We start from the raw sequence: 23,878 nt of genomic DNA, 5'->3' as shown, positions 1-23,878 counted from the left end.
ACCCCTCCCCCGTTGCGCGGAGGATGGCGGGGAACGGCCCCGCCTTCAATGCCCGCCCGCGCCCACCATCGCGCGGAGGAAGGCGCTGACGCGGGTGCCCAGCGGCAGGGCGTCCGTCACCTCGCGTTCGAAGGCGGTGAACGCGGCATCGAGGCGGGAGCGCTGGCGGGCCTTTTCCGGCGGCGACAGGAAGGCCTTGTCGATGGCGGTCTCGGCGAAGCCCTTGAGGCGGCGATAGCCGAGGCCGTGGTCCTGCGACGCCCGCAGATATTCGTTGGTGAGGTCGATGCGCGAGACGCCCGCATCGTCGGTGGCCAGCGTCACCGGCACGCCCGCGGAGAGATAGGTGCGGATGGGGTGGCGGCGGTCGCGCACGCCGAGGATCACGTCGGACGAGGTGAGCGCGATCTCGATGGCGACGCCGCGCGCCTTCAGCTCCGCCAGCAGCCCGTCCATGTCGCGCTCGAAGCCGATGGCGGTGCCGTGGCCGATGCGCCGCGCCCCCGCCGTCTCCACCGCATCGCGGATGTGGAAGTCGAGATCCGGCGGCGGCACCAGCCCGATCCACAATTCGCCCGCATGGAGCGCCACCGGCACGTCCTTGCCCGCGAGGAAGCCGATCCACTGCATGTGGGCGCGGTAGTCCTGCCGGGCCGTGCGGTAGTCCTCCGGCCCCACATAATTGAAGCCGGCGACGACATCCGGCAGGGCCCGCACCAGCGCCGCCGACACCGCCGTCTGGGCGAAGACCTCGGCCGGCGCGCCATTGCGGTTCACCTGCGCGATGTAGCGGAAATCCACCCCGCAGCCGGGGCGGGTCGCATCCGCCGCGCAGCCGCGCAGCGCCTCCACCCGGGCGACGAGGGCCTTGATGTCCTCCACCCGGCGGCGCACCACATCCGCCATGCCGGCCTTGTCCAGCGCCGCCAGCATGGCCTTGGGATCGCGCTCGGCACCGACGGCCTGGCCGAGGCGGCGGCGGTCCTCGCCCTCGATCAGCGTCACCATCAGCTCGGCATATTGCACGTTGTCGGCGCCGTACTGGCGCAGCTGGTCCACCGTCATCTCGGCGGTGCGCTCCAGGGTGCGCGTCCAGTCCGGCCCGCCGGCGGCGGGATTGAACTTGGAGAAGGAGGCGAAGAACTGGTCGTGGCCCGAGGGCACCTGAGGGGTTGGCAGGAACCAGCGCAGGGAGAGCGCATCCACCAGAAGATCGAAGGTGGTCTGGCCGCGCCAGCCGGCCACCGCGTCGGCGATGGGGACGATCTTCGGGTCGGTGCCGCAGGGCTTATCCGCGCTCGCGTCGGCGGGCGGGGAGAGGATGTTCATGGCGGCGGGATCGAGGCACAAGCCATCCTTGATGGCCCAGGCGATCAGCCGCTCGGCATAGACCGCGCCCGACAGGTGGGTGTGCAGGTCGCCGCCCTTGGGCATGCGATGGAGGAAGGCGCGCTGGCGGTTGGGCTCCGGCCGCAACGCCTCGAAATGGGCGGCGGTGAGCGCCTCGGGCAGGTTGCTGGCGACGACGGCGGCCCGGATGGCGACACAAGCCGCGATCAGGACGAACGCGGCGATCAGGATACGGCGACGCAACAGGGCCTCCGGGGCGCGGGTCTCAACTCGAGCGCGACCCTAGAGAGCTGCCGCCGCGCGCGCAACGCGGGTGGGGCCCGGCGTGAAGATCGGCGGGGTGCGAGCGGGCGGAGGGGCTGGGAGGGGTCTCGCCGCATGGGCCAGCGTGCCCCGGCCTGCCCAGAAGAGCGCCGTCATCGCCCGCCTTGTGCGGGCGATCCACCCTTCCGCCGGAGGGGTGCCGGGCCGGATGAAGCGGACAAGCGGCAAAGTGGATCCCCCGGACAAGCCGGGGGATGACGGTGGTGAGGATGCGTGACAGAAGCGACAGGGCGACGGGGGGCGGCCCGCTCAGCCCTTTGGCTCAGCCGGCCCTTCAGCTTTTGGCCAGCCCGGCCAGCACCTTGTCCACGCCGGTGACGCCCACCTTGACGTTCACCTGCCGGCCATCCTGCAGGCGGAAGGCGATGGTGGCTTCCTTGGCGGCGGACAGCTCCTTGGCGAGGGCCGCGTCGTAGGCAATGCTCGCCTCGCACTCGGTGCCGTTGCACCACTGGTAGGCGAGTTTGCGGGTGTTCTGGCCGAGCACCAGGTCCACGCCGTCGCGCACCAGCACGCCGGTGGGGGTGGTGATGGCGATGGTCGGCACATCCTTGCCGTCGCGGCCGATCTTCCACACCACGACCACGCGCTTCGACTGGTTGTCGGTGATGCGCAGCACGGCGAAGCAGGTCTTCTTGCCGGCCTTGGCGCCGGCGGCCGGGGGCACCTCCTGGCAGGTAAGCACCCAATTGTCGAACGACTGGGTCTCCGTCTTCACCGGGCCGGCGGGCGCGGCCGGGGCGGCCGGCTGGTTCTGGGCAGTGCGGTTCTGGGCGGTGCGGTTCTGGGCCGGCGCCGCCTGCTGGGTCTGCGCCACGGTGACGGCGCCCGTGTCCTCGGAGAACAGCACGGCGAAGGGCGTCGCCGCGAGGAGCGCGGCAAGGGCGAGAAAGGGGCTGGCGCGGAAGGAGGTGGTGCGGAACAGACGGGAAAGGATCACGAGACGCCTCCGTGGACGAGGACCCGGGGACAGAAGGAATCCGGAGAAGGGACGAAATGCGGGGACTGACGCGACGCGGGCCAGAAAACGCGGGCCCGGAACCGGGCGGCCTGCGCCCGCAGCTCTGACCCGAACGGGAAGGATGGGACGGCCTGGAGCGAAAGCCAAGCACCGTCACGATCTTGTCCCCGGAGAAGAAACGGGCGGCGCACCTTCAAGGCACGCCGCCCGCCGGACTGATCGAGGATCAGGTGCCGCTCACCACTGGTAGCGGACACCGCCCTTGGCGCTGCCGGCCGTGTAGTTGTCGCCGAACTTCACGTCGGCATTCACGAAGCTGTTCCAGCCCGAGTCCTTGGCGAAGACGTTGAACCCGACGCCGACTTCACCGAACAGGCCGTCGAAGTTGTCGACGGTGCCGAAGGGCACGCCCGGATTGAAGATCGTGACGGCGTTGTCGCCGAGGAACTCGTACCAGAGGCGGCCGGTCACGCTCGCCTGCACCTTGTAGGTGGCGGCGTCGTAGATCTGGCCACCGACGCGGGCGCCGAGGCTGCCGCGCAGGCTGTCGTTGTTGCCGAAGTCCACGAAGGTGTTTCCGGCAATGGCGAGGTTGGAGATGTTGGTGTTCACGTAGGTCAGGGTGGCGAGGCCGTCGACGAACCCGCCATTGGCCCAGGTGTAGAGCCGGTAGCCGGTATCGAGCGCGAAGCCGACGTTCCGGGCGTCCGTGGACTTTCCGAAGTAGCCGATGCCCGCGAGCGTCGGCGCGTTGTAGTCCATGGAGAGGAAGTCGGCCTTGATGAGGGCGTCGAAGTACCAGTTGCCGGTGATGTAGGTGGCATAGGCACCGACCGTCCCGCCCGAGTAATCCGCCGAGGTGGGCGAATTGCTGAAGTTCAGGTTGGACCCGACGTAGCCACCGAGGACACCGAACACCACCGCGTCATTGGTGGCGAACACGCCTTCCTTGCCGAAGTCGGCACCGGCCATGAACCCGTAGATGCTCTGGTTGTAGCCGGTGTCGAACCCGTAGAGACCGCCGCCAGCCGCGAAGGTGTTGGAGGCGTCGCGAGAGCCCCAGCTGCCGACCACCTTGCCCCAGATGCCGGGGGTGACGGAGGCCGGAGCCCCATCGATGGTCTTGATGCCTTCCTTGGTGACGAGCTGCGTGGGGGTGCCCTGCAGGTAGGTGCGCAGGTCGGCCTGGCGGTCGAGCCACACGCCGGTGGTCTCGTGCCAGATGGCCTGGGCGCCGGTGACGAGCTTGGGCAGCTCGAACACTTCCTGGTCCGGGAGGCCGATCAGATACTGGTCGTTGCCGATGACCGTGAGGTCATAGAAGAACAGGCCCTTGTCGATCACGCCGCCGAACTTCGGCGAGTAGTTGGTGGAGCCGGGCGAGATGTAGAAGCTCGTCGGGTCCGTGGTGCCGGCCGCGCTCTGCACGTCCACCACCTTGATGCCGGCGAGGTTGAAGGCGCCCGGTCCCGCGTTGACGTCGTGGATGACGAGGCCGGTGGAGCCGGTGGTGACGAGGCCGGCGATCTCAACACCGTTCACGTCGAGGCCGCCAACCGCGAGCTGGTCCGAGGTGGAGCCCGGCGCGCCGAGGTAGCTGTCGAGGCCCACCTTGCTGTTGCCGACGCCGTTCCAGGTGCCGCTCACGTAGGTCACGTCGCGGGTCCCGTTGCCGGCGATCTGGCCGGGGGTCTCGTCGATCATGGTCAGCAGGCCGCTCTGGAGGAAGAGCGGATCGCCGTTGTTGAAGGTCTCGAGGCTGTTGAAGGTGGTGGTCTCGGCCACCCCGCCCTGCAGCGCCGTGACGATGCGGCCGGTGTTGTTCAGGGTATCGTTGCCGCCCCCGAAGTAGTTGTTGCCGACCGTGATCCAGGTGTTCGACGACAGGTTGTTGAAGGTGTCGTCGTTGTTGGTGAGGCCGATGCGGCCGACGATGGTGCCGTAGTTGGTGATGGTGGTGGCGCCGCCATCGGTGTCGATGACGATGTCGCTCGCCGCCACGATCAGGCCGGGCAGGTTATTGCCGCCCAGGTAGCTCCAGGAGCTGACCAGCGTGCCGGCACCCACGTTGATGATGGTGCCGTCATCGCTGTTGACCGAGATCACCGCCTCGCCCCAGCTCTTGCCGGAGCCGATCACCGCATTGTTGGTGCCGATGTTCACCGTGGCGAAGTCGGCCGAGAAGATGCGGATGGCGTTGCCGACGCCGGTCATGTCCGCGTCGCCGCGGATGATGCTGCCGTCGGAGGTGTTGACGGTGACGTTGTCCCAGCCGCCGGCGCGGATGCCCTTGTCGTTGGCGAGGACCACCGAGTTGACGCCGGTGGCGACGAAGACGTCGTTGCCCGGGCCGAAGGCGAAGTTGGTGGCGGTGAGGCCATCGTCGCCCGCAGCCACCGCGCTGGACGTGCCGGTGGTGAGGAAGACGTCACCGGAGCCGGCGAACTTGTTCGCCACGATGCCGTCGCCGCCCGCGGTCACACCGCTGGTGGTGCCGGTGGTCACGGTGACGTTGCCGGTGGAGCCGATGGACTGGGCCTCGATGCCGTTGCCCACGGTGGTGATGTTGCTGAGGAGGCCGGTGGTGACCACCACGTCACCCGTGCCGGCGAACCGGCCGGCGAAGATGCCGCCCGCGGTGGCATTGATGGCCGAGGCCGTGCCCGTCGTCACCGACACGTTGCCGGTGCCGAAGGTCTTCGAGGCGATCACGCCGAAGTCCTGGGCCGCGATGGTGGTCGAGGCCCCCTGGTTCACCGTCACGTCGCCGGTGCCGAAGAGGACATTGGCCTCGACGCCGTTGGCGGTGGTGGAGGTGACGTTGGCGTTGGCATTCACCAGCACCGCGCCGTCGCCGCCCTTCAGGATGAAGATGCCGTTGTCGGTGGCGGTGATGGCCGCGTTGTTGGTCACGGTCACGTCGCCGGTGGTCAGCGCCGCCGAGAGCACCTGGATGCCCTCGTCGCCGGCGGTGATCGTCCCGTTGGTGGTGATGGTGATGTTGCCGCCGCCGATGTGGCCCACCGAGATGCCGTCGTCGCCGGCATTGATGGTGCCGTTGGCGGTGGTGTTGATGGTCACCGGGCTTTCGCCGAAGGCGAGGGCGAAGATGCCATCGCCGCCGGTGGCCGCGCCGCTGAGGCCGCCGACCGCCGCATCCACGTCGATGGTGGTCGGGCCGTCGCCGAGCTTGAAGGTCAGGATGCCGATGCCGTCGGACTTGATGGTGCCGCCCGCATTGACGTTCACGTCGATGGCGCCGTTGCCGATGTTGGCGCCGACGATGCCGATGGTGGTCGCCTGGACCTCGGCGTTCACGTTCACCGTGGCGGTGCCCGAGCCGATGGTCAGCGCGCCGCCGCCGATCGCGGGCGGGTCGATGACGCCGTTGATCGTCAGGGTGGCGTTGCCGGTGCCGCCGGCGATGGCCGCCGCGCCGATGAAGCCGCCGGCCGCGACCGACACCTTCTGGTTGACCGTGACGTCGGTGTTGCCGCCGGTGTTGAAGCCGACGACGCCGGCGATGGCGGCGTTGACCGTGCCGTCGGTGACCACGGTCACCTGCTGGCCGGCGCCGATGTTGCCGCCGAGGACGCCGATGCCGTTGGCCGAGGTGACGGCCGCCAGCGTGTGCACGTCCACCGTGCCACCGTCGCCGATGGAGAGGGCGCCGACGCCGAGCAGGTCACCGCTCACGGTGCCCTCGGTGAGCACCTTCACGGTGTTGTTGTTGCCGAAGGCGAGGCCGGCGACACCGAAGCCGTCCGTGGAGGTCACGGCCGCCTTGGTGTTGATGTCCAGCGAGCCGCCGGTGGCGCCGAGGATGCCGCCGACGCCGAGGAGGCGGCCATCGACCGTCTGGTCGGTGGTGACCTTCACGGTGTTGGCGCCGCCGCCGATGGCGCCACCGAACACACCGAAGCCGTCCGCCGACTTCACCGTGTCCTTGGTGTGGACCGTCACCGCGTTGGTGTCGCCCAGCGCCAGGGCGCCTACGCCGAGGTAGCGGCCGGTCACCGCCTTGTCGGTGGTCACGTCGATGGTGTTGGAGCCGAAGCCGAGGGCCGCCACGCCGAAGCCGTTGGCGCTGTCCACGGTGTCCTTGGTCTCGACGGTCAGGGTGCCGCCGGTGCCGCCGATGAGGCCGCCCACGCCGAGCAGGTCGCCCGTCACCGCCTTGTCGGTGGTGACCGAGACGGTGCTGGCACCGGTGCCGAGGCCGCCGCCGAAGACGCCGAAGCCGTCCGAGGAGGTCACGGTGTCAAGGGTGTGGACCGTGACGGTGTTGGTGTCGCCGATGCCGAGGGCGCCGACGCCGAGGTAGCGGCCTTCGACCGCCTTGTCGGTGGTGACGCTCACCGTGTTGGCGCCGGTGCCGATGGCGCCGCCGAACACGCCGAGGCCGTCAGCGGACTTCACCGTGTCCTTGGTGTGGACCGTGACGCTGTTGCTGTCGCCGAGCGCCAGCGCGCCGACGCCGAGGTAGCGGCCGGTCACCGCCTTGTCGGTGGTCACGTCGATGGTGTTGGAGCCGAGGCCGAGGGCCGCCACGCCGAAGCCGTTGGCGCTGTCGACCGTGTCCATGGTCTTGATGGTGAGGGTGCCGCCCGTGCCGCCGATGACGCCGCCCACGCCGAGCAGGTCGCCGGAGACCTGCTTCTGGGTGGTGACGTTCACCGTGTTGGCGCCGGTGCCGATGGAGCCGCCCAGCACGCCGAAGCCGGAAGCCGAGGTGACCTTGGCCTGGGTCTCGACGTTCACCGTGGTGCCGCCGCCGCCGAGGTTCAGCGCGCCGACACCGAGCAGGTCGCCGGAGACTTCCTGCTGGGTGGTCACGTTGATGGTCTGGCCGGTGCCGAGGCCGAGGGCCGCGACGCCGAAGCCGTCGGAGGAGGTCACCTTGTCCTCGGTGACGATGGTGAGCTGCGAGCCCGCGCCGCCGATGAGGCCGCCGACGCCGAGGAAGGTGCCATCCACCTGCTCGCCGGTGGTGACCTTCACCACCGAATTGTCGCCGATGCCGGCGCCGACCACGCCCGCGCCGCCGGAGGTGACGGCCGCGGTGGTCTTCACATCCACATTGCCGTTGGCGCCGATGGAGAAGCCGCCCACGCCGAGCAGGCCGGAGTCGATGGCGCCGGAGGTGGAGACCTTCACCACCTGATTGTCGCCGATGCCGCCGCCCAGCACGCCGATGCCGTCATTGGTGATGGCCGCGGAGTTCTTCACCTCCACGGTGGTGGCGATGCCAGTGGTGTTGTCGCCGATCACGACACCGCCCACGCCCAGCAGGCCGCCGGTGATGGCGCCGGTGTTGGTGACCTTCACCTGGCCCTCGTCACCCACCACGAGGCCGGCGACGGCCGCGCCCTGGGTGGAGATGGCGCCGGAGTTGGTGACGTTGAGCTTGCCGTTGTCGCCGCCCACCACGCCGACCACGCCGCCGAGGTCGGCGGTGATCGCGCCCTGGTTATTGAGGGTGACGGTGTGATTGTCGCCGAAGGCGCCGGCGAGCACGCCGATGCCCGCATTGTCAGAGATGGCGCCGGAGTTCACCACCTTCACCGTGGTGCCGGAGCCCTCGCCCACCGCGATGCCCGCGACGCCGAGGAAGCCGCCGGTAACGGTGCCGGAGTTGTTGACGTCGACATTGGTGCCGGCGCCGGTGCCGTTCAGATCGAGGGCCGCGCCCAGCACGCCGATGCCATCGGTCTCGATGGCGCCGGAGTTGCGGACCTTCACCGTCTCGACGCCGGTGCCTTCACCGACGACGATGCCGCCGACGCCGAGGAAGCCGGCATCGACCACGCCCTTGTTGTTCACCGAGACGTCGTTGCCGTTGCCGACCGCGAGGCCGAGCACGCCCACCGCATAGTCGGTGACGACGCCGTTGTTCTGGACGTCAACGTCGAGGCCGGCATTGTTGTTGCCGACCTTGATGCCGCCGACGCCGAGCAGCGGGTTGGCACCCACGCTGGACTGGACCGAGGCGTTGTTGTCCACCACCGCGCGGCCGTCGCCCACGTTCAGGGCAATCACGCCGATGAGGTCGGCGTCGATGGTGCCGGCCGTGTTGGTGGTGGCGGTGCCGTTGCCGATGGTCAGCGAGCCGGCGCCGATCAGCGGCGGGTCGATGACGCCGGAGAAGTTAACGGTCGCATTGCCGTTGTTGGAGATGGCGCCGACGCCGATCAGGCCGCCCGAGGCGACCTCCACCGTGCCGGTGGTGTGGACGTTCACATTGCCATCGGTGTTGAAGCCGAGCACACCGCCCTGGGTGCCGGAGACGCTCTTCGTGGTGACATCCACGGTGCCGCCGGTACCGATGGAGCCGGCCAGCACGCCGAAGCCGCCGGTGGCGTCGACATTGTCGCGGGCGTCGACGGTCACTTCATTGCCGGTGCCGATGCCCACGGCGAGGATGCCGGTGCCGTTGCCTGCGGTGACATTGTCCTTGGTGGTGACGTCGACCGTGGCCTTGCCGGTGCCGACCGCCGAATTCCAGGTCGAGGGATCGTTGGGGTCGAAGCCGGAGAAAGAGCCGACGCTGGCGCCGAGGGCGAAGACACCGTTGCCGTTGGTGCCTTCCACGTCGCCGGAGACGTTCACCGTGGTGTTGGCATTGCCGTTGAGGCTGCCGGCCAGGGCGAAGATGCCGTTGGAGCCGCCGGTGACGTCGGCCGAGCCCTGCACGGTGGTGGAGGCGGTGTTCGGGCCGCCCGTGACCGGCGCGGTGATGGCCGAGGCGAAGATGCCGGCGCCCGTGCCGCCGGTCACCGACCCGCCATTCGCGGTCACGGTGGTGGTGGCGTCCACGCCGATGCCGGTGAGGCCGACAGAAGTGGCGGTGGCGTTGATGCCGTTGGTGCCGCCCTGGACGAAGGTGCCGCTGGTGCTGACGTCAGCCACCGCCGGGATCTGCGTTCCGCCGAGGGAGAAGCCCACCGCGGTGGCGTTGATGCCATCGCCCGAGGTGCCGATGGCGGTGCCGCCGACGAAATTGAGATCGAGGTTGGTGCCGAGGGCCGCGACGCCGTTGGTGCCGCCGGTGAAGAAGCTGTTGTTGGCCGTCAGGTCCACTTCACGGGCGTTCAGGCTCGCACCGCTGCCGGTGGTGCCGGAGAAGAAGCCGCCGTTGGTGGTCGCGTTGACGGTGCCGAGGGCGTTGAAGTTGAGGCCGTTGGTGCCGCCACTCACGAACGCGGCGGGCGTGGACGAGAAGGTGATGTCGCCGGCGACGGCATTCAGGTTGATGCCGTTGCTGCTCGCCTCGGTGCCGGTGGCGGAGCCGGCGAAGCCGGTCATGGTGATGTCGCCGACAAGGGTCGTGGCGCCGATGCCGTTATCGCCGCCGGTCGCCGTACCAGTGAAGTTGTTGACGCTGATGTTGCCGACATTCGTATAGAGAAGAATGCCGGTGCCGGTGCCACCGGTCGCCGTGCCACTGAAATTATTCAGAGAGATGGCTGTACTGCCCGGAATTACACCGGCAGCATTTAGCGAAATTCCATTGACACTGCCCGTGGCAGTTCCTGAGAAACTGTTTGCTGAGATGGAGCCGAGTGCGCCGGCCTCAACATGAACGCCATCACCACTATCACCCGTTGCGGTTCCGCTGAAATTGTTCAGCTGGATCGATCCGCCGCGCAGGTAAATTCCGTTTCCAGTGGTTCCGTGGGCAGATCCGGAGAAGTTATTGAACTGGACACTGCCATCCGTAATGCCGCCATCCGCATCGAGGCGAATGCCGTTATTTCCGCCCGTGAATGATCCGGCCATACCATTGGCCGTAATGTCCTTGCCGAATGATCCAATAAACGTGGTTTCTTTGGCCGTAACAGACAATCCGCCACTGGTAATGTTAGTGGTCCCGTCGGACGTCACCGTCACATTATTCTTGGTCGTGAACGCCGCTCCCTGCGCTGCAGGACCGCCCGAGCAGGTGATCGACGTAGGATTGCTGCCGGCATTGCCCACGCACGGATCAGCCGCATTCGCCGTTCCCGGCTGAATGACGCCCGCAAGCACCGTCGCCAGTGCGGAGCTGAGGAGAAGCGCCCGTGCCCGGCCGCGGGTTACGGATGCCCCCTTCGCGGAAGACCGAACATTCGCGCCAGACAGGATGGTGCCGCCCGTATTGACCATCTTCACCCCCAACATGCAGCGACAGGAGGAACCCTCTGCCGGCTGAACCTGTTTTGACCGCCACAATCTGCGACCGTCGGTTGTGGAGCGATTCTCACACTCCTCGAACTGACGCGAACTTACCCAGCGTCTGCAATCGCCTCTCCGCAGCACGCGAATCAACGATGCTCAAAAAGCGAACTTCTTCATATTCGCGTGAGGTGTTGCACTTCTGCCATAGTTCGATTTATGAATTAAATTCAATGACTTAACCATAAATCCGGCATTTGGTGGTTGCCTGCAACCACCATACAGCTCAGGCGCAGATAGAAGAACTACCGGTAACGTCGTAGCGCGGATTGCGTTTAGACTCTGTTTGCCGTGTTGTAGCGCCCGTCAAGGGAGGCGTGGCGGCCAGTCATGGAGGGATTTCAAAAGATTTCGCAGACGCAATATTTGAGTATTCATGATTGCTCTGCGTCAAACTCACAGTCTCATCGCGCGCTGTTGCAAGGTAGCGATGCGGTCCTGCCCAAGGTCAAGGCGGTTAACAAGCGGTTAACCGTGCGTCAGACGCTGTTACCGAATGTGGCCATTATTTGTGCGGAGGCGCCACAATTGGGCGCCCTGCGCATGACCGCACTGGAGCTGCCGCTAACTCTGGCGGGCCGGGCCAGCGAATCCTCTACCATCGCGTTTGATCAGGGCCCTGCACAACCGATCCCGGCCAACGTGCCCTTCCTAGCAACGGTACGGCGCGGCGCGGACATCCACTTCCCCGCCGGGTCGGTGATTCTGGTGGCGGCCCCGGACCGCTCGCCGGGCGCCGGAGCGGCGGCCGCGGGCGGCAGCGCGCTGTCCACGACGCCGGATGCGTCGGTGGAACTGCTCATCACGCAGGCACAGTGCATCGTCGGGCGCGACCTGCCGCCGGCCTTGGCGCGGGCCTGCGAGGCCGGCCTGCTCGCGCTCATGTCGGTTGCACGCGAGTACGAGCTCGGCAGCACGCCCGCCGGCGACCATCTCTTCCGCGACATCCTCGCCGACATCGCCGCCAATTGCCGCCAGCAGGATTACGGCGTGGCCCAGGTGGCGCAGCGCTACAAGCTCAACGTGCGCACGCTCCAGAAGATGTTCCAGAAGCACGGCACCACCCTGCGGGAACACATCACCGCCGCGCGCCTGAAATATGCGGGCGCCGCCCTGCTCGATCCCGTCAATGCCGGGAAGAAGGTGTCGGACATCGCGTTCGAGGCCGGCTTCAACGACATCGCCACCTTCAACCGGCTGTTCCGCCGCACCTTCGGCCGCGCCCCCTCGGCCTTCCGCACCGAGGCCAACCAGGCAGCCGCCGGCGTCGCCCGCGCCGAACGGGCCGACGTCAGCCAGGCGGGCTGACCGCCTTCCGGCGTCATCCTAGGATTAGAGCGCCTTCCGGCGCTATCCTTGCGAGTTTTGCGCCTGCCGGCGCTTGCGCACCGCGTCCGCGAGCGCGTCGAGGGCGGGATCGCGCACCCCGTGCCCGGCCAGTCCCTCGCAGGTGGCGAACAGATAGTCGGCGGCGGAGCCGATGGCGCCCTGGGCATTGGCGAGCCGGTCCACCACCTCTGCCTCGCTCAGCCCGCCGGCGTAATGCGGGTTGGTGCGGTCCATGGTGAAGGCGATGGCGCAACCGATGTGCCCGCCGGCGGGATCGCTCACCTCCAGCCAGCGCGGCACATAGGCACCGGCCAGCATTTCCCGCCGCCACAGCAGGGAGAGTTCGTGCTCCAGCCCCTCCTCGGGCAGGCGGAGGGCGACGCCGGTGCAGTCGCCGCCCGCATCGAGGGCGAGGGTCAGGCCGGGATAGGCCGGCGAGCCGCGCCCCACCACCGTCTCCAGGCAGAAGGCGCGGTGCCAGCCGTCGATGCGGCCGACGCGGCATTCCTCCACCCGCACGGTCGGGTTCCAGATCAGCGAGCCGTAGGCGAACAGCCAGGCCGGCCCCTCCGGCCGCGCCGCCAGGGTGACGTTGAGGGAGGCGGCGCGCTCGGCCTCCGTGAGCACGGCAAGGTCCGGCGCGTCGCGCGCCACCAGCGCGTCGATGCCGCCGGCCTCGATGAGTTCGCGGGTGAGAGAATGCATCTTCATGGCTGTCCCTATTTAAGCAGGAACCGCGCCAATTCCCATGGGTGCCCGCCACGGGCGGCCCGCCTTCCCCGGGTACGGCATGGCACGCCTTCGGCGCGATATGTGAGGGAGAATGCGGCTCTGCCGCGGCTTGGCATTTGGCTTGGCAGCAGATGCCGTGCGATGAACAGAGAACAAACTGCGTCCACCGCCTTCGGTTACCGCCGGCGAGGGACGCAGGCATCGGGGGCTTCGCCGGGGGGCGCGGCCGGCTCCGGTCCATCATCGGCGCGGGATCGCCCGCGCCGCGAGCACGAGCGCGAACTGCCCCGCATGAATGATGCCTCTGCCAGCCGCACCGCGCCCCGCACCACGCCGGATCTCGGCGCCTGCGACCGCGAGCCGATCCACATTCCGGGCTCCATCCAGCCGCACGGGCTTCTGCTCGTGGCCGACCCGCGCACCCGCACGGTGGTGGGCGGCGCCGGCGACATCGAAGGCCGGCTCGCCGGGGACTGGCTCGGCGCCCCCCTCGACGCCCTGCTCGGACAGGATCTGTCGGCGCCGCTGCGTGAGGCGCCGCAGAACGGCGTCACCCGCCTCGGCCTCGTCGCCGGGCGCGCCGAAACCTTCGAGGTGCTGCTGCACCGCGCCCCGCAGGGCATCCTGGTGGAGCTGGAGCCGGCGCCGGAGGTGCGGCTTGGCGCCGCCGAGGTGCTGGCCGGGCTCGATGCCGCTTTTGTGAGCTTTGAGCGCGCGCCGGACCTGCGCAATTTGTGTGCAGAAGCCGCCGCCGTGTTCCGCCGCATCACCGGCTTCGATCGGGTGATGATCTACCAGTTCCTCGACGACGAGGCGGGGACGGTGCTCGGCGAGGCGAAGACGAAGGAGATGAGCTCCTTCCTCAACCACCACTTCCCCGGCAGCGACATCCCCCGGCAGGCCCGCGCGCTCTATGTGCGCAACCGCGTGCGGGTGATCCCGGACGTGGCCTACGAGCCCGCCCCGCTGCGTCCGGCCGAGGCCGGGCTCGCGGAACTCGATCTGTCCGACGTGATGCTGCGCTCCGTCTCGCCCATCCACATCCAGTATCTCAGCAACATGGGGGTGGGCGCCTCGGCCTCGGTCTCCATCGTCAAGGACGGGGTGCTGTGGGGGCTCGTCGCCTGCCATAACCGCACGCCGCGCCGCCTGCCCTACGAACTGCGCATGGCCTGCCAGTCCCTGGCCGCCAACCTCGCCCGCCAGATCCGCGCCCGCGAGGAGGCAATGCAGTATCGCGACCGCATCCGGCTGCGCGGCGCCGAGGATTCCCTCGCCGATTATCTCTCCGCCGACGCTCCGGTGGAGGACGTGCTGGCCCGCCACGGCGACGATCTGCGCCGGGCGCTGGGCGCCGACGGCTTCGCCGTGGTGGAGGCCGACCGCGTCCGCGCATCCGGCCGCTGCCCGGACGAGACGGCGCTCAGGCGCATCGCGCGCTGGGCGGAGGGCAAGGCGCAGGCGCGGGCCTTCAGCACCCATGCCCTGCCCTCCCTCCTGCCCGCCGCCGCCGAGTTCGCCGCGCTGGCCAGCGGCGTCGCGGCGGTGAGCATCCCCGGCGACACGCCGCTGATGCTGCTGTGGCTGCGCGCCGAGCAGGTGGAGGTGGTCAACTGGGCCGGCAACCCGCATCGCGATGGCGCGGCCGATCCCTCGACCCTGCTCACCCCGCGCGCCTCGTTCGAGGCGTGGAGCGAGACCGTGCGCGGCAAGGCGCGCGTCTGGTCGCTGGCGGAGGTGGAGACCATCAACCGCCTCGGCCACGCCGTGCTGCAGGCGCGCCAGAACCGGCGCGTGCGCGACCTCAACCGCCAGCTCTCCCTGACCGTGGTGGAGAACGAGCGGCTGTTGCAGCACAAGGACTTCCTGATGCGCGAGGTGAACCATCGCGTGCAGAACAGCCTGCAATTGGTCTCCTCCTTCCTGCGCCTGCAATCGCGCCGGCTCGGCGAGAGCGAGGCGGCGACCGCGCTGACGGAGGCCGAACGGCGGGTGGCCGCGGTGGGCCTCGTGCATCGCCAGCTCTATGCCGGCGAGCAGGTGGAGGCGGTGGACCTCTCGCGCTATCTCATCGACCTCACCCGCGAGGTGACGAGCGCCCTCGGCAAGGAATGGGAAGCCCACATCATGCTCGATGTGGCGCCGGTGCTGATGGCGGCGGACCGCGCGGTGCGGCTGGGGCTGATCCTGACCGAGCTGGTGCTCAACACCGCCAAATATGCCTATGGCGGCGCCCCCGGCCCGCTCAGGGTGGCGCTGGAGCAGCACCGCGAGCGCTTCCGCCTCATCGTCGCCGACCACGGCGGGGGCAAGGTGGGCGAGCGGCAGGGCTTCGGCACCATCATGATCAAGGCCATGGTGCAGGGCCTCGACGGCGTGCTCGCCGACGAGGAGAACGCCCCCGGCCTGCGCACCATCGTCACCGCCCCCATCTGCCCGGCGGGGACCTGACGCTCACAGCACGAAGGCGACGGGCCGCCCCGGCTCCGGCGCCGCCAGCCTGTGCCCGACGCCGAGGCTGGCGAAGGCCGCGGCGAGGCGCTCCGCGCTCTCCATGAAGTGCACCCAGCCGTCCGTATGGGCGGCGAACAGCGTCGCGTCGGGGAAGACGCGGGCGGTCTCCAGCGCGTCGTTCGCGTCCATGTTCATGCGGAACGCGCCGCGCGGCTGGGCCGAACCGGCGAACACCTCCACCGCTTATGCCGAACTGTCGATTTATGACGCGCACAACGGCTGCGCCTGTCCGTTGAAAACCGAACCCAAATCCATAAGGTGAAGGTTGAGGTTGACGTCGGGGGTGGCCTCATTTTCTCGCACCCAACGTGGTCCGGTTCCCGGCCGACCGGAGAAAATGGAAATGTTGTCACGCCAGGCTCTTGTTATTGCTCTTACCGCCTGCGCATCCGGCGCCGCCTACGCGGAAACCCCCAGTTTCTGCAATCAATACGCGTCAAAAGCCATTCACGACGTCCAGCTGGTGCGCTCCAATCCCAAGTGCAACACCGGCAACCTGCATGCGGGCGTTTTCTCGACGGACTATAACGTGCACTACTCTTGGTGCCTGCGCGTTGACGCCAACCGGGCCTACGCTGGAACCTCCCAGCGTGAGGCTTATCTCAAAAAGTGCACCGCTTCCAATCCGGGGCCGGCTGTCCAAAACCCCGGAAGTCAGCCTCTGACTGCCGCGTGCCTATCCATTTACCGTCAATACATGAAGGGCAAGGGTCCTAAAGCTTTTGCTCTCAGTTCCGACAGGAAGCACTGCGGCGCCGCATGGGCCAAGAACAACGTCCAGTCGGCCAGCGCAAGAGCGATACAGATATGCGTCACCATAAGCGGTGGCACATGCAAAATTCAGGAGTCGTCGAACCGATAGGAGCGTCGGACTGAAGTCCAACCACTGCCCGACTGGCGCTTGCGCGCGGTGCGCTCCCGGCGCCAGGCGGACGTCGCGCTGCGTTCAGGACCGCCTGGCGAGGCGCCGTGGTGACGCCACGCCGTGACGCCGGCGGACGGCGCCGCCCCTTCCGCTTCGCCCCCGCGCTCCCTATCTCACGGCCATATGTCGTTCGGGGGCGGACGAGGCGGTTGATGGCCCAGCTTTCCATTCTTGATCTCGTCCGGGTGCGGGAGGGGTTCGGCCCCCGCCAGGCCCTGGACAATGCCCGCGACCTTGCCGCCCATGCGGAAGATTGGGGTTATCGCCGCTTCTGGGTGGCCGAGCATCACAACATGCAGGGCATCGCCAGCGCCGCCACGGCGGTGGTCATCGCCCATATCGCGGCGGGCACCAAGCGCATTCGGGTGGGCGCGGGCGGCATCATGCTGCCGAACCATGCGCCCCTCGTCATCGCCGAGCAGTTCGGCACGCTGGAGCATCTCTTCCCGGGCCGCATCGACCTCGGCCTCGGCCGCGCGCCGGGCACCGACCAGATGACCATGCGCGCGCTGCGCCGCTCCCTCACCAATTCCGACAACTTCCCGCAGGACGTGCAGGAGCTGGAGGCCTATCTCGCCCCCGCCCAGCCGGGCCAGACGCTGTTCGCCGTGCCGGCAACAGGCACCAACGTGCCGCTGTGGATTCTCGGCTCTAGCACCTACGGCGCGCAGCTCGCGGCGGCGCTGGGCCTGCCCTACGCCTTCGCCTCCCACTTCGCCCCGGCCGACCTTCTGCCCGCGCTGGAAATCTACCGCGCGCGCTTCAAGCCCTCGGACGTGCTCGCCAAGCCCTATGCCATGGCCGCCCTGAACGTCATCGCCGCACCGACCGACGCGGAGGCACGCCGCCTCGCCACCACCCAGCAGATGTCGGTGGCCGACATCTTCCGCGGCGCGCGCGGCCTCTCCAAGCCGCCCATCGACGACATCGAGGACTACTGGACCCCCATGGAGAAGGCGCAGGCCCAGCGCTTCCTCGCTCGCTCGGTCATCGGCGGACCGGACCGCGTGCGCGAGGGCGTCGCCGCCTTCGTGCGCGAGACGGGGGTAGACGAGGTGATGGTGGTCTCCGACGTGTTCGACCACGACAAGCGCCTCGCCTCCTACCGCATGATCGCGGAGGTTGCGGGACATCTGGCGGAGGTGGAGGCGGCGGCGGCGGCGGTGTGAGCGGACGGGTTGGCCCGCCCCTGCGCCGCCATCCCTCTCCGCCCGTCATCGCCCGGCTCGTCCGGGCGATCCGCCCGTCCGCCTGCGCGATGCCCGAAGACCCGACCCAGCCCAACCGTGGATCGCCCGGACGAGCCGGGCGATGACGGCTCCTGAGCGGTCGTGCGTGCCCCTCACCCCTCCAGACGGGCGTCGAGCGTGATGTTGGCGCGGATCACCTTGGACAGGGGGCAGTTGGCCTTGGCCTTGCCGGCCAGCTCGGCGAATTGCTCGGCGGTCGCGCCGGGCACAATGCCCACCAGGGTGAGGTCCACCTGGGTGATGGCATAGCCGGCGTCCTGCTTCTCCAGCGACACCTTCGCCGTGGTCTCCAGCTGCGTGGCGGTGAGGCCCGCCTCGCCGAGGATGAGGGAGAGCGCCATGGTGAAGCAGGCGGCATGGGCCGCGCCGAGCAGTTCCTCGGGGTTGCTGCCGCGCTGGCCCTCGAAGCGGCTGGCGAAACCGTAGGGGAAGCCGGCCAGCGCCCCGCTCTCGGTGGAGATCTTGCCCCGCCCGTCCTTGATGCCACCGCTCCATTCCGCCGAACCGCTGCGCACGATCGCCATGGTCGTCTCCTCGCTCTGATGGCCCGCGCAGAGCTGCGCCTGGGCTTTGCAGGGCCTGCGGCGCTCAGGCTTTCGGTGCCTGGGGCGCTTGGGCTTCACAGTGTCTTCGGAGGGAGGAACGCCGGACGGGGCCAAAACGTTCATTTCTGATGCCCGCAACCCGGAAACACTTCTTCACACCCGTGACATCAAAAGCCGCGGCGCGGTCCAATTTGCGACATGCGGAGGGAGAAAATGGCGCCTGTCTCCGGCCCGCTGCGGCGCGGCGGGGAGAAAGAGGAGTGTTGGAAAGAGGGACCTTGGTTCGGACCACACAGCGAGGGGCGGCACCCGACGCTGCGACCGGACACCGAAGGGTGTTCCGGGCGTTGCCTTCCAGATGAAAGGTGAAGCCCCGATGAGCTTTTATCCCGGCCGGCCCGACGCCGGCAGCCGGACCCTGCCCTCTCTCCGCAAGCTGGTCCCCGCTCTCTCGCAGCGCCAGCGGGCGCGCCTCAGGCCCTGGCTGATGGCGCTCGCGGTGGCCGGTGGCGCGGCCGCTCTGGCGGCGCTGGCCCTGCATCAGATTCCCCTGCGCGCCCGCATCGCCCTGGAAGCGGATGTGCGCGCCCGCTTCAGCAACGCCCCGGTGCTCGCCATCGGCGACAGCATCACCTATCAGGCCGCTCCGCGCAGCCTGTGCGGGGAAGAGGTGCTGAACGCCGCGGTGCCCGGCGACAAGATCGACGATCTGGTCTCCCGCGCCGGATCGCTGGAAGCCCACCTGCAGCCCGCCCGCGTGGTGATCGCCATCGGCGCCAACGATGCGGTGAAGCCGAAGCATTCCATCGCCGAGTGGCGGACCCTCTATCGTGAGATCATCTCCCGCTTTCCCGGCAGCCAATTGGTGCTGGTGGAGGTGAACCCGGTGGAGCACGGCCGCTCGCCCTATGCGGACATGCTGGACCAGACCTATGTGGCGCAGCAGAACGCCGCCATCCGCGCCATCGGCGCCGAGACCGGCGCCGTGGTGGTGCCGGCGCCGCAATCGGTCTCCACCACGGACGGCATCCATCCGAGCCGGGCCGGCGCCCTCTTGTGGCGGGCGCGCCTGTTCTCGGCCGCGTGCCGCTGATCCAGCGACGCCTCAGCCCTCCACGCCGCGCACGGCAAGCACCGCCTTCATGCGCGTCACCGCAAGGCCCGGATCAGTCAGCAGCCCCGCCGCGTCGGCGAGGCGGAACAGCTCGGCGAGGTGGAGCGTGGAGCGGGTACCTTCCTGCCCGCCCACCATGGTGAAATGGTTCTGATGGCCATTGAGATAGGCCATGAAGACCACGCCCGTCTTGTAGAAGCGCGTCGGCGCCTTGAAGATGTGCCGCGACAGGGGCACCGTCGGCCCGAGGATGTCGTGGAAGCGCGCGGTGTCCCCCGCCGCCAGCGCCGTGAGGGCAGCGGACGCCGCCGGGGCGATGGCGTCGAAGATGCCGAGCAGCGCGTGGGAATGGCCCTGCGCATCGCCCGCGATCAGCTCCGCATAGTTGAAATCGTCGCCCGTATACATGCGCACGGCCGGGTCCAGCCGGCGGCGCATGACGATCTCCTTGTCCTTGTCGAGGAGGGAGATCTTCACGCCATCGATCTTCGCGGTATTGGCGTTGATGACGGCGACCGCCGTGTCCATGGCCGCGTCGAGGTCGCGCGTGCCCCAGTAGCCGGCGAGCGCGGGATCGAACATGTCGCCGAGCCAGTGGATGATGACCGGCGCCGACACCTGCGACAGCACGCGGGCATAGACCTTCTCATAATCCTCCGGCGACTTCGCCACGCGAGCCAGCGCGCGCGAGGCCATGAGGATGATGCGCCCGCCCACCTTCTCCACCGCCGCGACCTGCTCCTCATAGGCGCGGATCACGTCGTCCAGCGAGGTCGCCGCCTCGGGGGCGAGATGGTCGGTGCCGGCGCCGGAGAAGACCAGCGCCTCCGGCCCGTGCGCCTTCGCAGCTTCCACCGAGCGGCGGATCAGCTCCAGCGAGGTCGGCCAGTCGAGCCCCATGCCGCGCTGCGCCGTGTCCATGGCTTCCGCGACGCCGAGGCCGAGGTCCCACAGGCGGGCGCGGTAGGCGATGGTCCTGTCCCAGTCGATGGCCGCGTCGAGCCACGGGTCGCAATCCTTGAGCGGGTCCGCCACCACATGGGCGGCGGAGAAGGCGATGCGGTTCATGGGGCCGGAGGCGCGGGCGGGATAGTCGCGCGGGGCGGAGAGGCGGAAGGTCTCCAGCCCCCCGCTCGCCACGGGCAGGCGGAGCGAAAGGGCGGTGGCGCGGGCGTGCTCGTTCATGGTGGCGATCCTGAAAAGGCGGCGCGGGCGCTCAGGCGAGCGTCCCGTGCGGGATGGGTTCGGGCACCGCGGCCGGCGCGATGGGGGTGAGGCTTTTCCAGTCGGGCTCGGCGGCGCGGGCAAAGCCGGGCGCCTCCAGCAGGCTGCGGGTGGGCAGCAGCCCGCGCGAGACATCGAGGCCGAGCCGGCCGTTGCGCTGGGCATAGAGGTCCGGATGGGCGTCGAAGAAGGCGCGGGCCTCCCGCTCCGGCGCCGGGCCGAAGCCGTCCACATAATGGTGGCCGTTGCGCTCGCCATGGGCGAGGCCGAGGGCGGCGACGAGGGCCGTGTCCTGCTCGATGCCGAGGCCCGGCTGGCAGGTGAGATCCTCCGCCGAGATGAGGAAGGGTGCGCGCGCCCCGCCCGCATTCCACGCCTTCACCCGCGCCGCGTTGAGGATGGCCTTGTAGAGCCCCTTGCAGCTCTTGGAGGAGACGCCGCGATAGCCCAGCGCCGCCGCACGCGGGAAGGCGTCCGGCGCATCGTCCGCCTCGTCGATGATGACGGGCAGGCCATCCAGCCGCGGCAGGGGCGCGGCGAAGGTCTGGGCGCGGTCGAACGGCTGCTCGATGTAGAGGAGCCGGGCGCGGAAGGCGGCAAGGCGCGGGCCGTTCAACGCCTCGGCGAGGGCCATGAGGCGGTCGGGATCGTACTGCTCGTTGGCGTCCAGCGTCGCCACATAGCCCGGGGCGGAGGCGGCGAGGATGGCGGCGATCTTTTCCAGCCGGGCGATGTCGGCGGCAAGGTCGCCGCCGATCTTGATCTTGAAGAAGGCGAGGCGCGCGGCGGCGATCTCGGCGGCGAGGCCGTGCGGGCCGTCGAGGGGGTCCATGAGGCCCACCGTGTGGCGCAGCGCCACCGCCGGGGCGGGCACAAGCGCAGCGAGGAAGGCGCCGATCTGCCCGGCGGAGAGATCGGGCGAGAGGCGCCCGTCGAGCCCCATCACATTGGCCTTGAGGCCGGCCACGAGGCCAAGGCCCATGGCGCGCAGGAGCGCATCGAGCACCGCCTTGTCGAGCAGCGCCGGGCCGAAGCCGGCGGCGAGCGGCGGCACGCCTTCGCGCTGGCCCCACATGAGCTGCGGCGCCCGCGCCGCCACCGACAGGCCGAAGGCGCTTGAGGGCAGCGCATTGGCGTAGATGCGGGCCGCCTGGGCGAGGCCCCGGCGCAAATCGTCCACGGTGTCGAGGGGGCTCTTTGCCGGCGCCTTGTCGAACCAGCGCGGCATCATCATTTCGGCGGCCATGCCGGTGGCGGGGCCAAAGCCCTCCACGTCAGCCGCCACCTTCACGAAGGCCTGCGGCGCCGTCTCCACCACCGAGGGGCCGAAGCGGAACGGGCGGACGAAGGGCATCAGCCGCTCGCCGATCTCCACCTCGCGGATGGTGATGCGCGGAAAGGGCATGTTCGTCCTCTCTGTCCTGCGGATCTCAAGCCCGCGCGGCGTTTGAGCGAAGCCGCGCTTAAGCCCGCGCGGCGTTTGAGCGAGGCCCCATCGTCCCGGTCGCGACCGGGACGATGGCCTGAGACCTCAGTCCAGATGGCCTTGGGCGTAGAAGTGGCCGCGGATGGTCTTGGCGAGCTCGGCGAAGACGGGGCTCGCCATCATGTCCAGCGCGCGCGGGCGGGGCAGCGGCACGTCATAGATGGCGGCCACCGAGCCCGGCCGGTCGGTCATCACCACCACCCGGTCGGCGAGGAAGATCGCCTCGGGGATGGAATGGGTGATGAGCATGATGGTCTTGCCCGTCTCGTACTGGATGCGCTGGAGTTCGAGATTCATCTTCTCGCGCGTCATGGCGTCGAGCGCGCCGAACGGCTCGTCCATGAGCACGATCTTGGGGTCGTGCACCAGCGCCCGGCAGATGGCGGCGCGCTGCTGCATGCCGCCGGATAGCTGCCAGGGATACTTGTTCTCGAAGCCGTTGAGCCCCGCCGTCTTCAGGAGCTGGCGGGCGCGCTCCAGATGGCTCGCGCGATCGAGCCGGCGCACCTCCACCGGCAGCATCACGTTGCGCAGCACCGTGCGCCAGGCGAGCAGCACCGGGCTCTGGAACACGATGCCCACGTCATCCGGCGGCTCGGTCACGGCCTTGCCGTCGATGAGGATCTCGCCGGCCGAGGCGGGGATGAGGCCGGCCACGAGCTTCAGCAAGGTGGACTTGCCGCAGCCCGAAGGGCCGACCACGCAGATGAACTCGCCCTCGGTGATGTCGAGGTCCATGGGCTTCAGCGAGGGCACCTCGCCGTCGCGGGTGCGGTAGGTCTTGGCGAGGCCGCGGATGTCGATGAGACGGCGGCGGGCCGAGGGGCCTTCGTTGCGGGCGATCACGCGCAGGGTGTTGGGTCTGGCCATGGCGCCCTCCTCAGACGGTGACGAAGGCATCATGGCGCTGGCTCGCATGCCACGGCACGATCAGGCGCTCCACGAGGTCGATCACCCAGAACAGCACCACGCCGATGAGGGCGAGCACGATGAGGGCGGCGAACATGGTGGGCAGCTCGAAATTGCCGATGGAGCGCTGGAGCACGAAGCCGAGGCCCGAATTCGAGCCCACGAACTCGCCCACCACCGCGCCCACCACCGCCAGCGTCACCGACACCTTGAGGCCCGCGAAGATGGCCGGCATGGCGTGGGGCAGGCTCACCATGGCGAAGGTCTGGAGCCGCGAGGCCTTCATGGAGCGGGCGAGGTCGCGCATGTCGGCCTCGACGGACTTGAAGCCCTGCACCCCCGCCACCACCACCGGGAACACCCCGAGCAGGAAGGCCGAGATGACCTTGGGCACGATGCCGAAGCCGAACCACACCACGAACAGCGGCGCGATGGCGACCTTGGGGATGGACTGGGAAAACACCAGCAGCGGGTAGAGATAGGCCTCGATGGTGCGCGATCCCGCGATCAGCATAGCCAGCGGAATGCCGATGGCCGCCGAGAGGGCGAAGCCGGCAAGGGTCGCGATGGTGGTCGGCACCGCCTCGCGCGCCAGCATGGCGCCATCGTTGCGGAAGGCGAGCATCACGTCCCACGGGGTGGGGATGAGATAGGCCGGGATCTGGAAGATCCGGACCGAGAGATCCCAGATGGCGATGAGGATCACCAGCAGGCCCACCGGCCGCGCCCACGGCGCGTCGATGACGGCGAGCACGGGATTCCTGTGGCGCGGCGACGCCATGCGGCTTCCTCCCTCAGGTTGCGTTTCAGCCCGGCCGGGACTCTGCGGTCCCGTTTTAACTAACTAGTGAATTACATTTCCCGGCGCGTCCGTTGTCAAGCCCATCCGGCCCCGCCAAGGCGGCACCGCGGTAGCGCGAGAGCCCTATTTTCTTCCGCATCTTCGCCGCACTGCAGCGAAAGCCTTGAGCCGACGGCCCTTTCCCGCTTATCTCGGTAAG

The 23,878-nt window shown here is 68.9% G+C and carries 16 protein-coding genes; 6 read left to right on the top strand and 10 right to left on the bottom strand.

The features are described from left to right. Positions 1-45 precede the first annotated feature (45 nt). The 3 genes from EJ105_RS18025 to EJ105_RS18015 all read right to left on the bottom strand — a co-directional run bounded on the left by EJ105_RS18025 (position 46) and on the right by EJ105_RS18015 (position 9,940). A complete protein-coding gene (locus EJ105_RS18025) occupies positions 46-1,593 on the bottom strand; it encodes an adenosine deaminase family protein (RefSeq protein ID WP_250167432.1) in 1,548 nt (515 codons plus the stop codon). A 355-nt stretch (positions 1,594-1,948) separates the two neighbouring features. After that, a complete protein-coding gene (locus tag EJ105_RS18020) occupies positions 1,949-2,614 on the bottom strand; it encodes an invasion associated locus B family protein (protein ID WP_250167431.1) in 666 nt (221 codons plus the stop codon). A gap of 258 nt (positions 2,615-2,872) precedes the next feature. After that, positions 2,873-9,940: a hypothetical protein gene (locus tag EJ105_RS18015; protein ID WP_250167430.1), complete on the bottom strand. Its 7,068-nt coding sequence runs from the start codon at positions 9,938-9,940 to the stop codon at positions 2,873-2,875. Between the two features lie 273 nt (positions 9,941-10,213). Here EJ105_RS18015 and EJ105_RS18010 point away from each other — a divergent pair, with 273 nt between their 5' ends. Together EJ105_RS18010 and EJ105_RS18005 are read left to right on the top strand one after the other, a co-directional pair. Further along, entirely contained in the window at positions 10,214-10,405 is a 192-nt protein-coding gene (locus EJ105_RS18010) for a hypothetical protein (RefSeq protein ID WP_250167429.1), read from the top strand. A 774-nt stretch (positions 10,406-11,179) separates the two neighbouring features. After that, positions 11,180-12,157, top strand: coding sequence for a helix-turn-helix transcriptional regulator (locus EJ105_RS18005; protein WP_250167428.1), 978 nt, complete (start codon positions 11,180-11,182; stop codon positions 12,155-12,157). 42 nt (positions 12,158-12,199) lie between these two features. On the opposite strand, the gene EJ105_RS18000 is transcribed toward EJ105_RS18005, so the two are convergent. After that, positions 12,200-12,889, bottom strand: coding sequence for a gamma-glutamylcyclotransferase (locus EJ105_RS18000; RefSeq protein ID WP_250167427.1), 690 nt, complete (start codon positions 12,887-12,889; stop codon positions 12,200-12,202). A 312-nt stretch (positions 12,890-13,201) separates the two neighbouring features. On the opposite strand from EJ105_RS18000, the gene EJ105_RS17995 reads away from it, so the two are divergent. Then, on the top strand, positions 13,202-15,361 hold the full coding sequence (locus tag EJ105_RS17995) for a histidine kinase dimerization/phosphoacceptor domain -containing protein (RefSeq protein ID WP_250167426.1): 2,160 nt from the start codon (positions 13,202-13,204) through the stop codon (positions 15,359-15,361). Between the two features lie 3 nt (positions 15,362-15,364). Here EJ105_RS17995 and EJ105_RS17990 read toward each other — a convergent pair whose 3' ends face one another. Beyond that, positions 15,365-15,559: a hypothetical protein gene (locus tag EJ105_RS17990; protein ID WP_250167425.1), complete on the bottom strand. Its 195-nt coding sequence runs from the start codon at positions 15,557-15,559 to the stop codon at positions 15,365-15,367. Positions 15,560-15,767: 208 nt separating this feature from the next. Here EJ105_RS17990 and EJ105_RS17985 point away from each other — a divergent pair, with 208 nt between their 5' ends. Both EJ105_RS17985 and EJ105_RS17980 read left to right on the top strand, forming a co-directional pair. Then, positions 15,768-16,286, top strand: coding sequence for a hypothetical protein (locus EJ105_RS17985; protein WP_250167424.1), 519 nt, complete (start codon positions 15,768-15,770; stop codon positions 16,284-16,286). A 215-nt stretch (positions 16,287-16,501) separates the two neighbouring features. After that, entirely contained in the window at positions 16,502-17,518 is a 1,017-nt protein-coding gene (locus EJ105_RS17980) for an LLM class flavin-dependent oxidoreductase (RefSeq protein ID WP_250167423.1), read from the top strand. A 173-nt stretch (positions 17,519-17,691) separates the two neighbouring features. Here EJ105_RS17980 and EJ105_RS17975 read toward each other — a convergent pair whose 3' ends face one another. Then, the gene (locus EJ105_RS17975) at positions 17,692-18,123 is read right to left on the bottom strand and encodes an OsmC family protein (protein ID WP_250167422.1); all 432 of its coding nucleotides are present in this window, start codon (positions 18,121-18,123) and stop codon (positions 17,692-17,694) included. A gap of 397 nt (positions 18,124-18,520) precedes the next feature. On the opposite strand from EJ105_RS17975, the gene EJ105_RS17970 reads away from it, so the two are divergent. Continuing rightward, positions 18,521-19,237, top strand: a complete 717-nt coding sequence (locus tag EJ105_RS17970; RefSeq protein WP_250167421.1) for an SGNH/GDSL hydrolase family protein — start codon at positions 18,521-18,523, stop codon at positions 19,235-19,237. A 12-nt stretch (positions 19,238-19,249) separates the two neighbouring features. On the opposite strand, the gene EJ105_RS17965 is transcribed toward EJ105_RS17970, so the two are convergent. The 4 genes from EJ105_RS17965 to EJ105_RS17950 form a co-directional block, all read right to left on the bottom strand. Beyond that, a complete protein-coding gene (locus EJ105_RS17965; RefSeq protein WP_250167420.1) occupies positions 19,250-20,443 on the bottom strand; it encodes a dihydrodipicolinate synthase family protein in 1,194 nt (397 codons plus the stop codon). A gap of 31 nt (positions 20,444-20,474) precedes the next feature. Continuing rightward, positions 20,475-21,887, bottom strand: coding sequence for an enolase C-terminal domain-like protein (locus EJ105_RS17960; RefSeq protein ID WP_250167419.1), 1,413 nt, complete (start codon positions 21,885-21,887; stop codon positions 20,475-20,477). Positions 21,888-22,013: 126 nt separating this feature from the next. Further along, positions 22,014-22,838, bottom strand: coding sequence for an ABC transporter ATP-binding protein (locus tag EJ105_RS17955; RefSeq protein WP_024280890.1), 825 nt, complete (start codon positions 22,836-22,838; stop codon positions 22,014-22,016). A 10-nt stretch (positions 22,839-22,848) separates the two neighbouring features. Then, on the bottom strand, positions 22,849-23,658 hold the full coding sequence (locus EJ105_RS17950; RefSeq protein ID WP_029555785.1) for an ABC transporter permease: 810 nt from the start codon (positions 23,656-23,658) through the stop codon (positions 22,849-22,851). Between the last annotated feature and the right edge of the window lie 220 nt (positions 23,659-23,878).

The sequence above is a fragment of the Xanthobacter aminoxidans genome, from assembly GCF_023571765.1.
Classification (GTDB): Bacteria; Pseudomonadota; Alphaproteobacteria; order Rhizobiales; family Xanthobacteraceae; genus Xanthobacter; species Xanthobacter aminoxidans.
The sequence above is the reverse complement of the archived record's forward strand: the minus strand, read 5'-3'. Positions and strand labels throughout refer to the sequence as shown.

Bases quoted from the DNA above. Each gene is read 5' to 3' on its own strand.
- EJ105_RS18015 (WP_250167430.1), bottom strand. From the start codon at position 9,940: ATGACCGGCTTCGCCGGCTCCGCCACCGGCACCGAGGCGAGCAGCAAC.
- EJ105_RS18010 (WP_250167429.1), top strand. From the start codon at position 10,214: ATGAACGCCATCACCACTATCACCCGTTGCGGTTCCGCTGAAATTGTT.
- EJ105_RS18005 (WP_250167428.1), top strand. From the start codon at position 11,180: ATGGAGGGATTTCAAAAGATTTCGCAGACGCAATATTTGAGTATTCAT.
- EJ105_RS18000 (WP_250167427.1), bottom strand. From the start codon at position 12,889: ATGAAGATGCATTCTCTCACCCGCGAACTCATCGAGGCCGGCGGCATC.
- EJ105_RS17995 (WP_250167426.1), top strand. From the start codon at position 13,202: ATGAATGATGCCTCTGCCAGCCGCACCGCGCCCCGCACCACGCCGGAT.
- EJ105_RS17990 (WP_250167425.1), bottom strand. From the start codon at position 15,559: ATGAACATGGACGCGAACGACGCGCTGGAGACCGCCCGCGTCTTCCCC.
- EJ105_RS17985 (WP_250167424.1), top strand. From the start codon at position 15,768: ATGTTGTCACGCCAGGCTCTTGTTATTGCTCTTACCGCCTGCGCATCC.
- EJ105_RS17980 (WP_250167423.1), top strand. From the start codon at position 16,502: ATGGCCCAGCTTTCCATTCTTGATCTCGTCCGGGTGCGGGAGGGGTTC.
- EJ105_RS17975 (WP_250167422.1), bottom strand. From the start codon at position 18,123: ATGGCGATCGTGCGCAGCGGTTCGGCGGAATGGAGCGGTGGCATCAAG.
- EJ105_RS17970 (WP_250167421.1), top strand. From the start codon at position 18,521: ATGAGCTTTTATCCCGGCCGGCCCGACGCCGGCAGCCGGACCCTGCCC.
- EJ105_RS17965 (WP_250167420.1), bottom strand. From the start codon at position 20,443: ATGAACGAGCACGCCCGCGCCACCGCCCTTTCGCTCCGCCTGCCCGTG.
- EJ105_RS17960 (WP_250167419.1), bottom strand. From the start codon at position 21,887: ATGCCCTTTCCGCGCATCACCATCCGCGAGGTGGAGATCGGCGAGCGG.
- EJ105_RS17955 (WP_024280890.1), bottom strand. From the start codon at position 22,838: ATGGCCAGACCCAACACCCTGCGCGTGATCGCCCGCAACGAAGGCCCC.
- EJ105_RS17950 (WP_029555785.1), bottom strand. From the start codon at position 23,658: ATGGCGTCGCCGCGCCACAGGAATCCCGTGCTCGCCGTCATCGACGCG.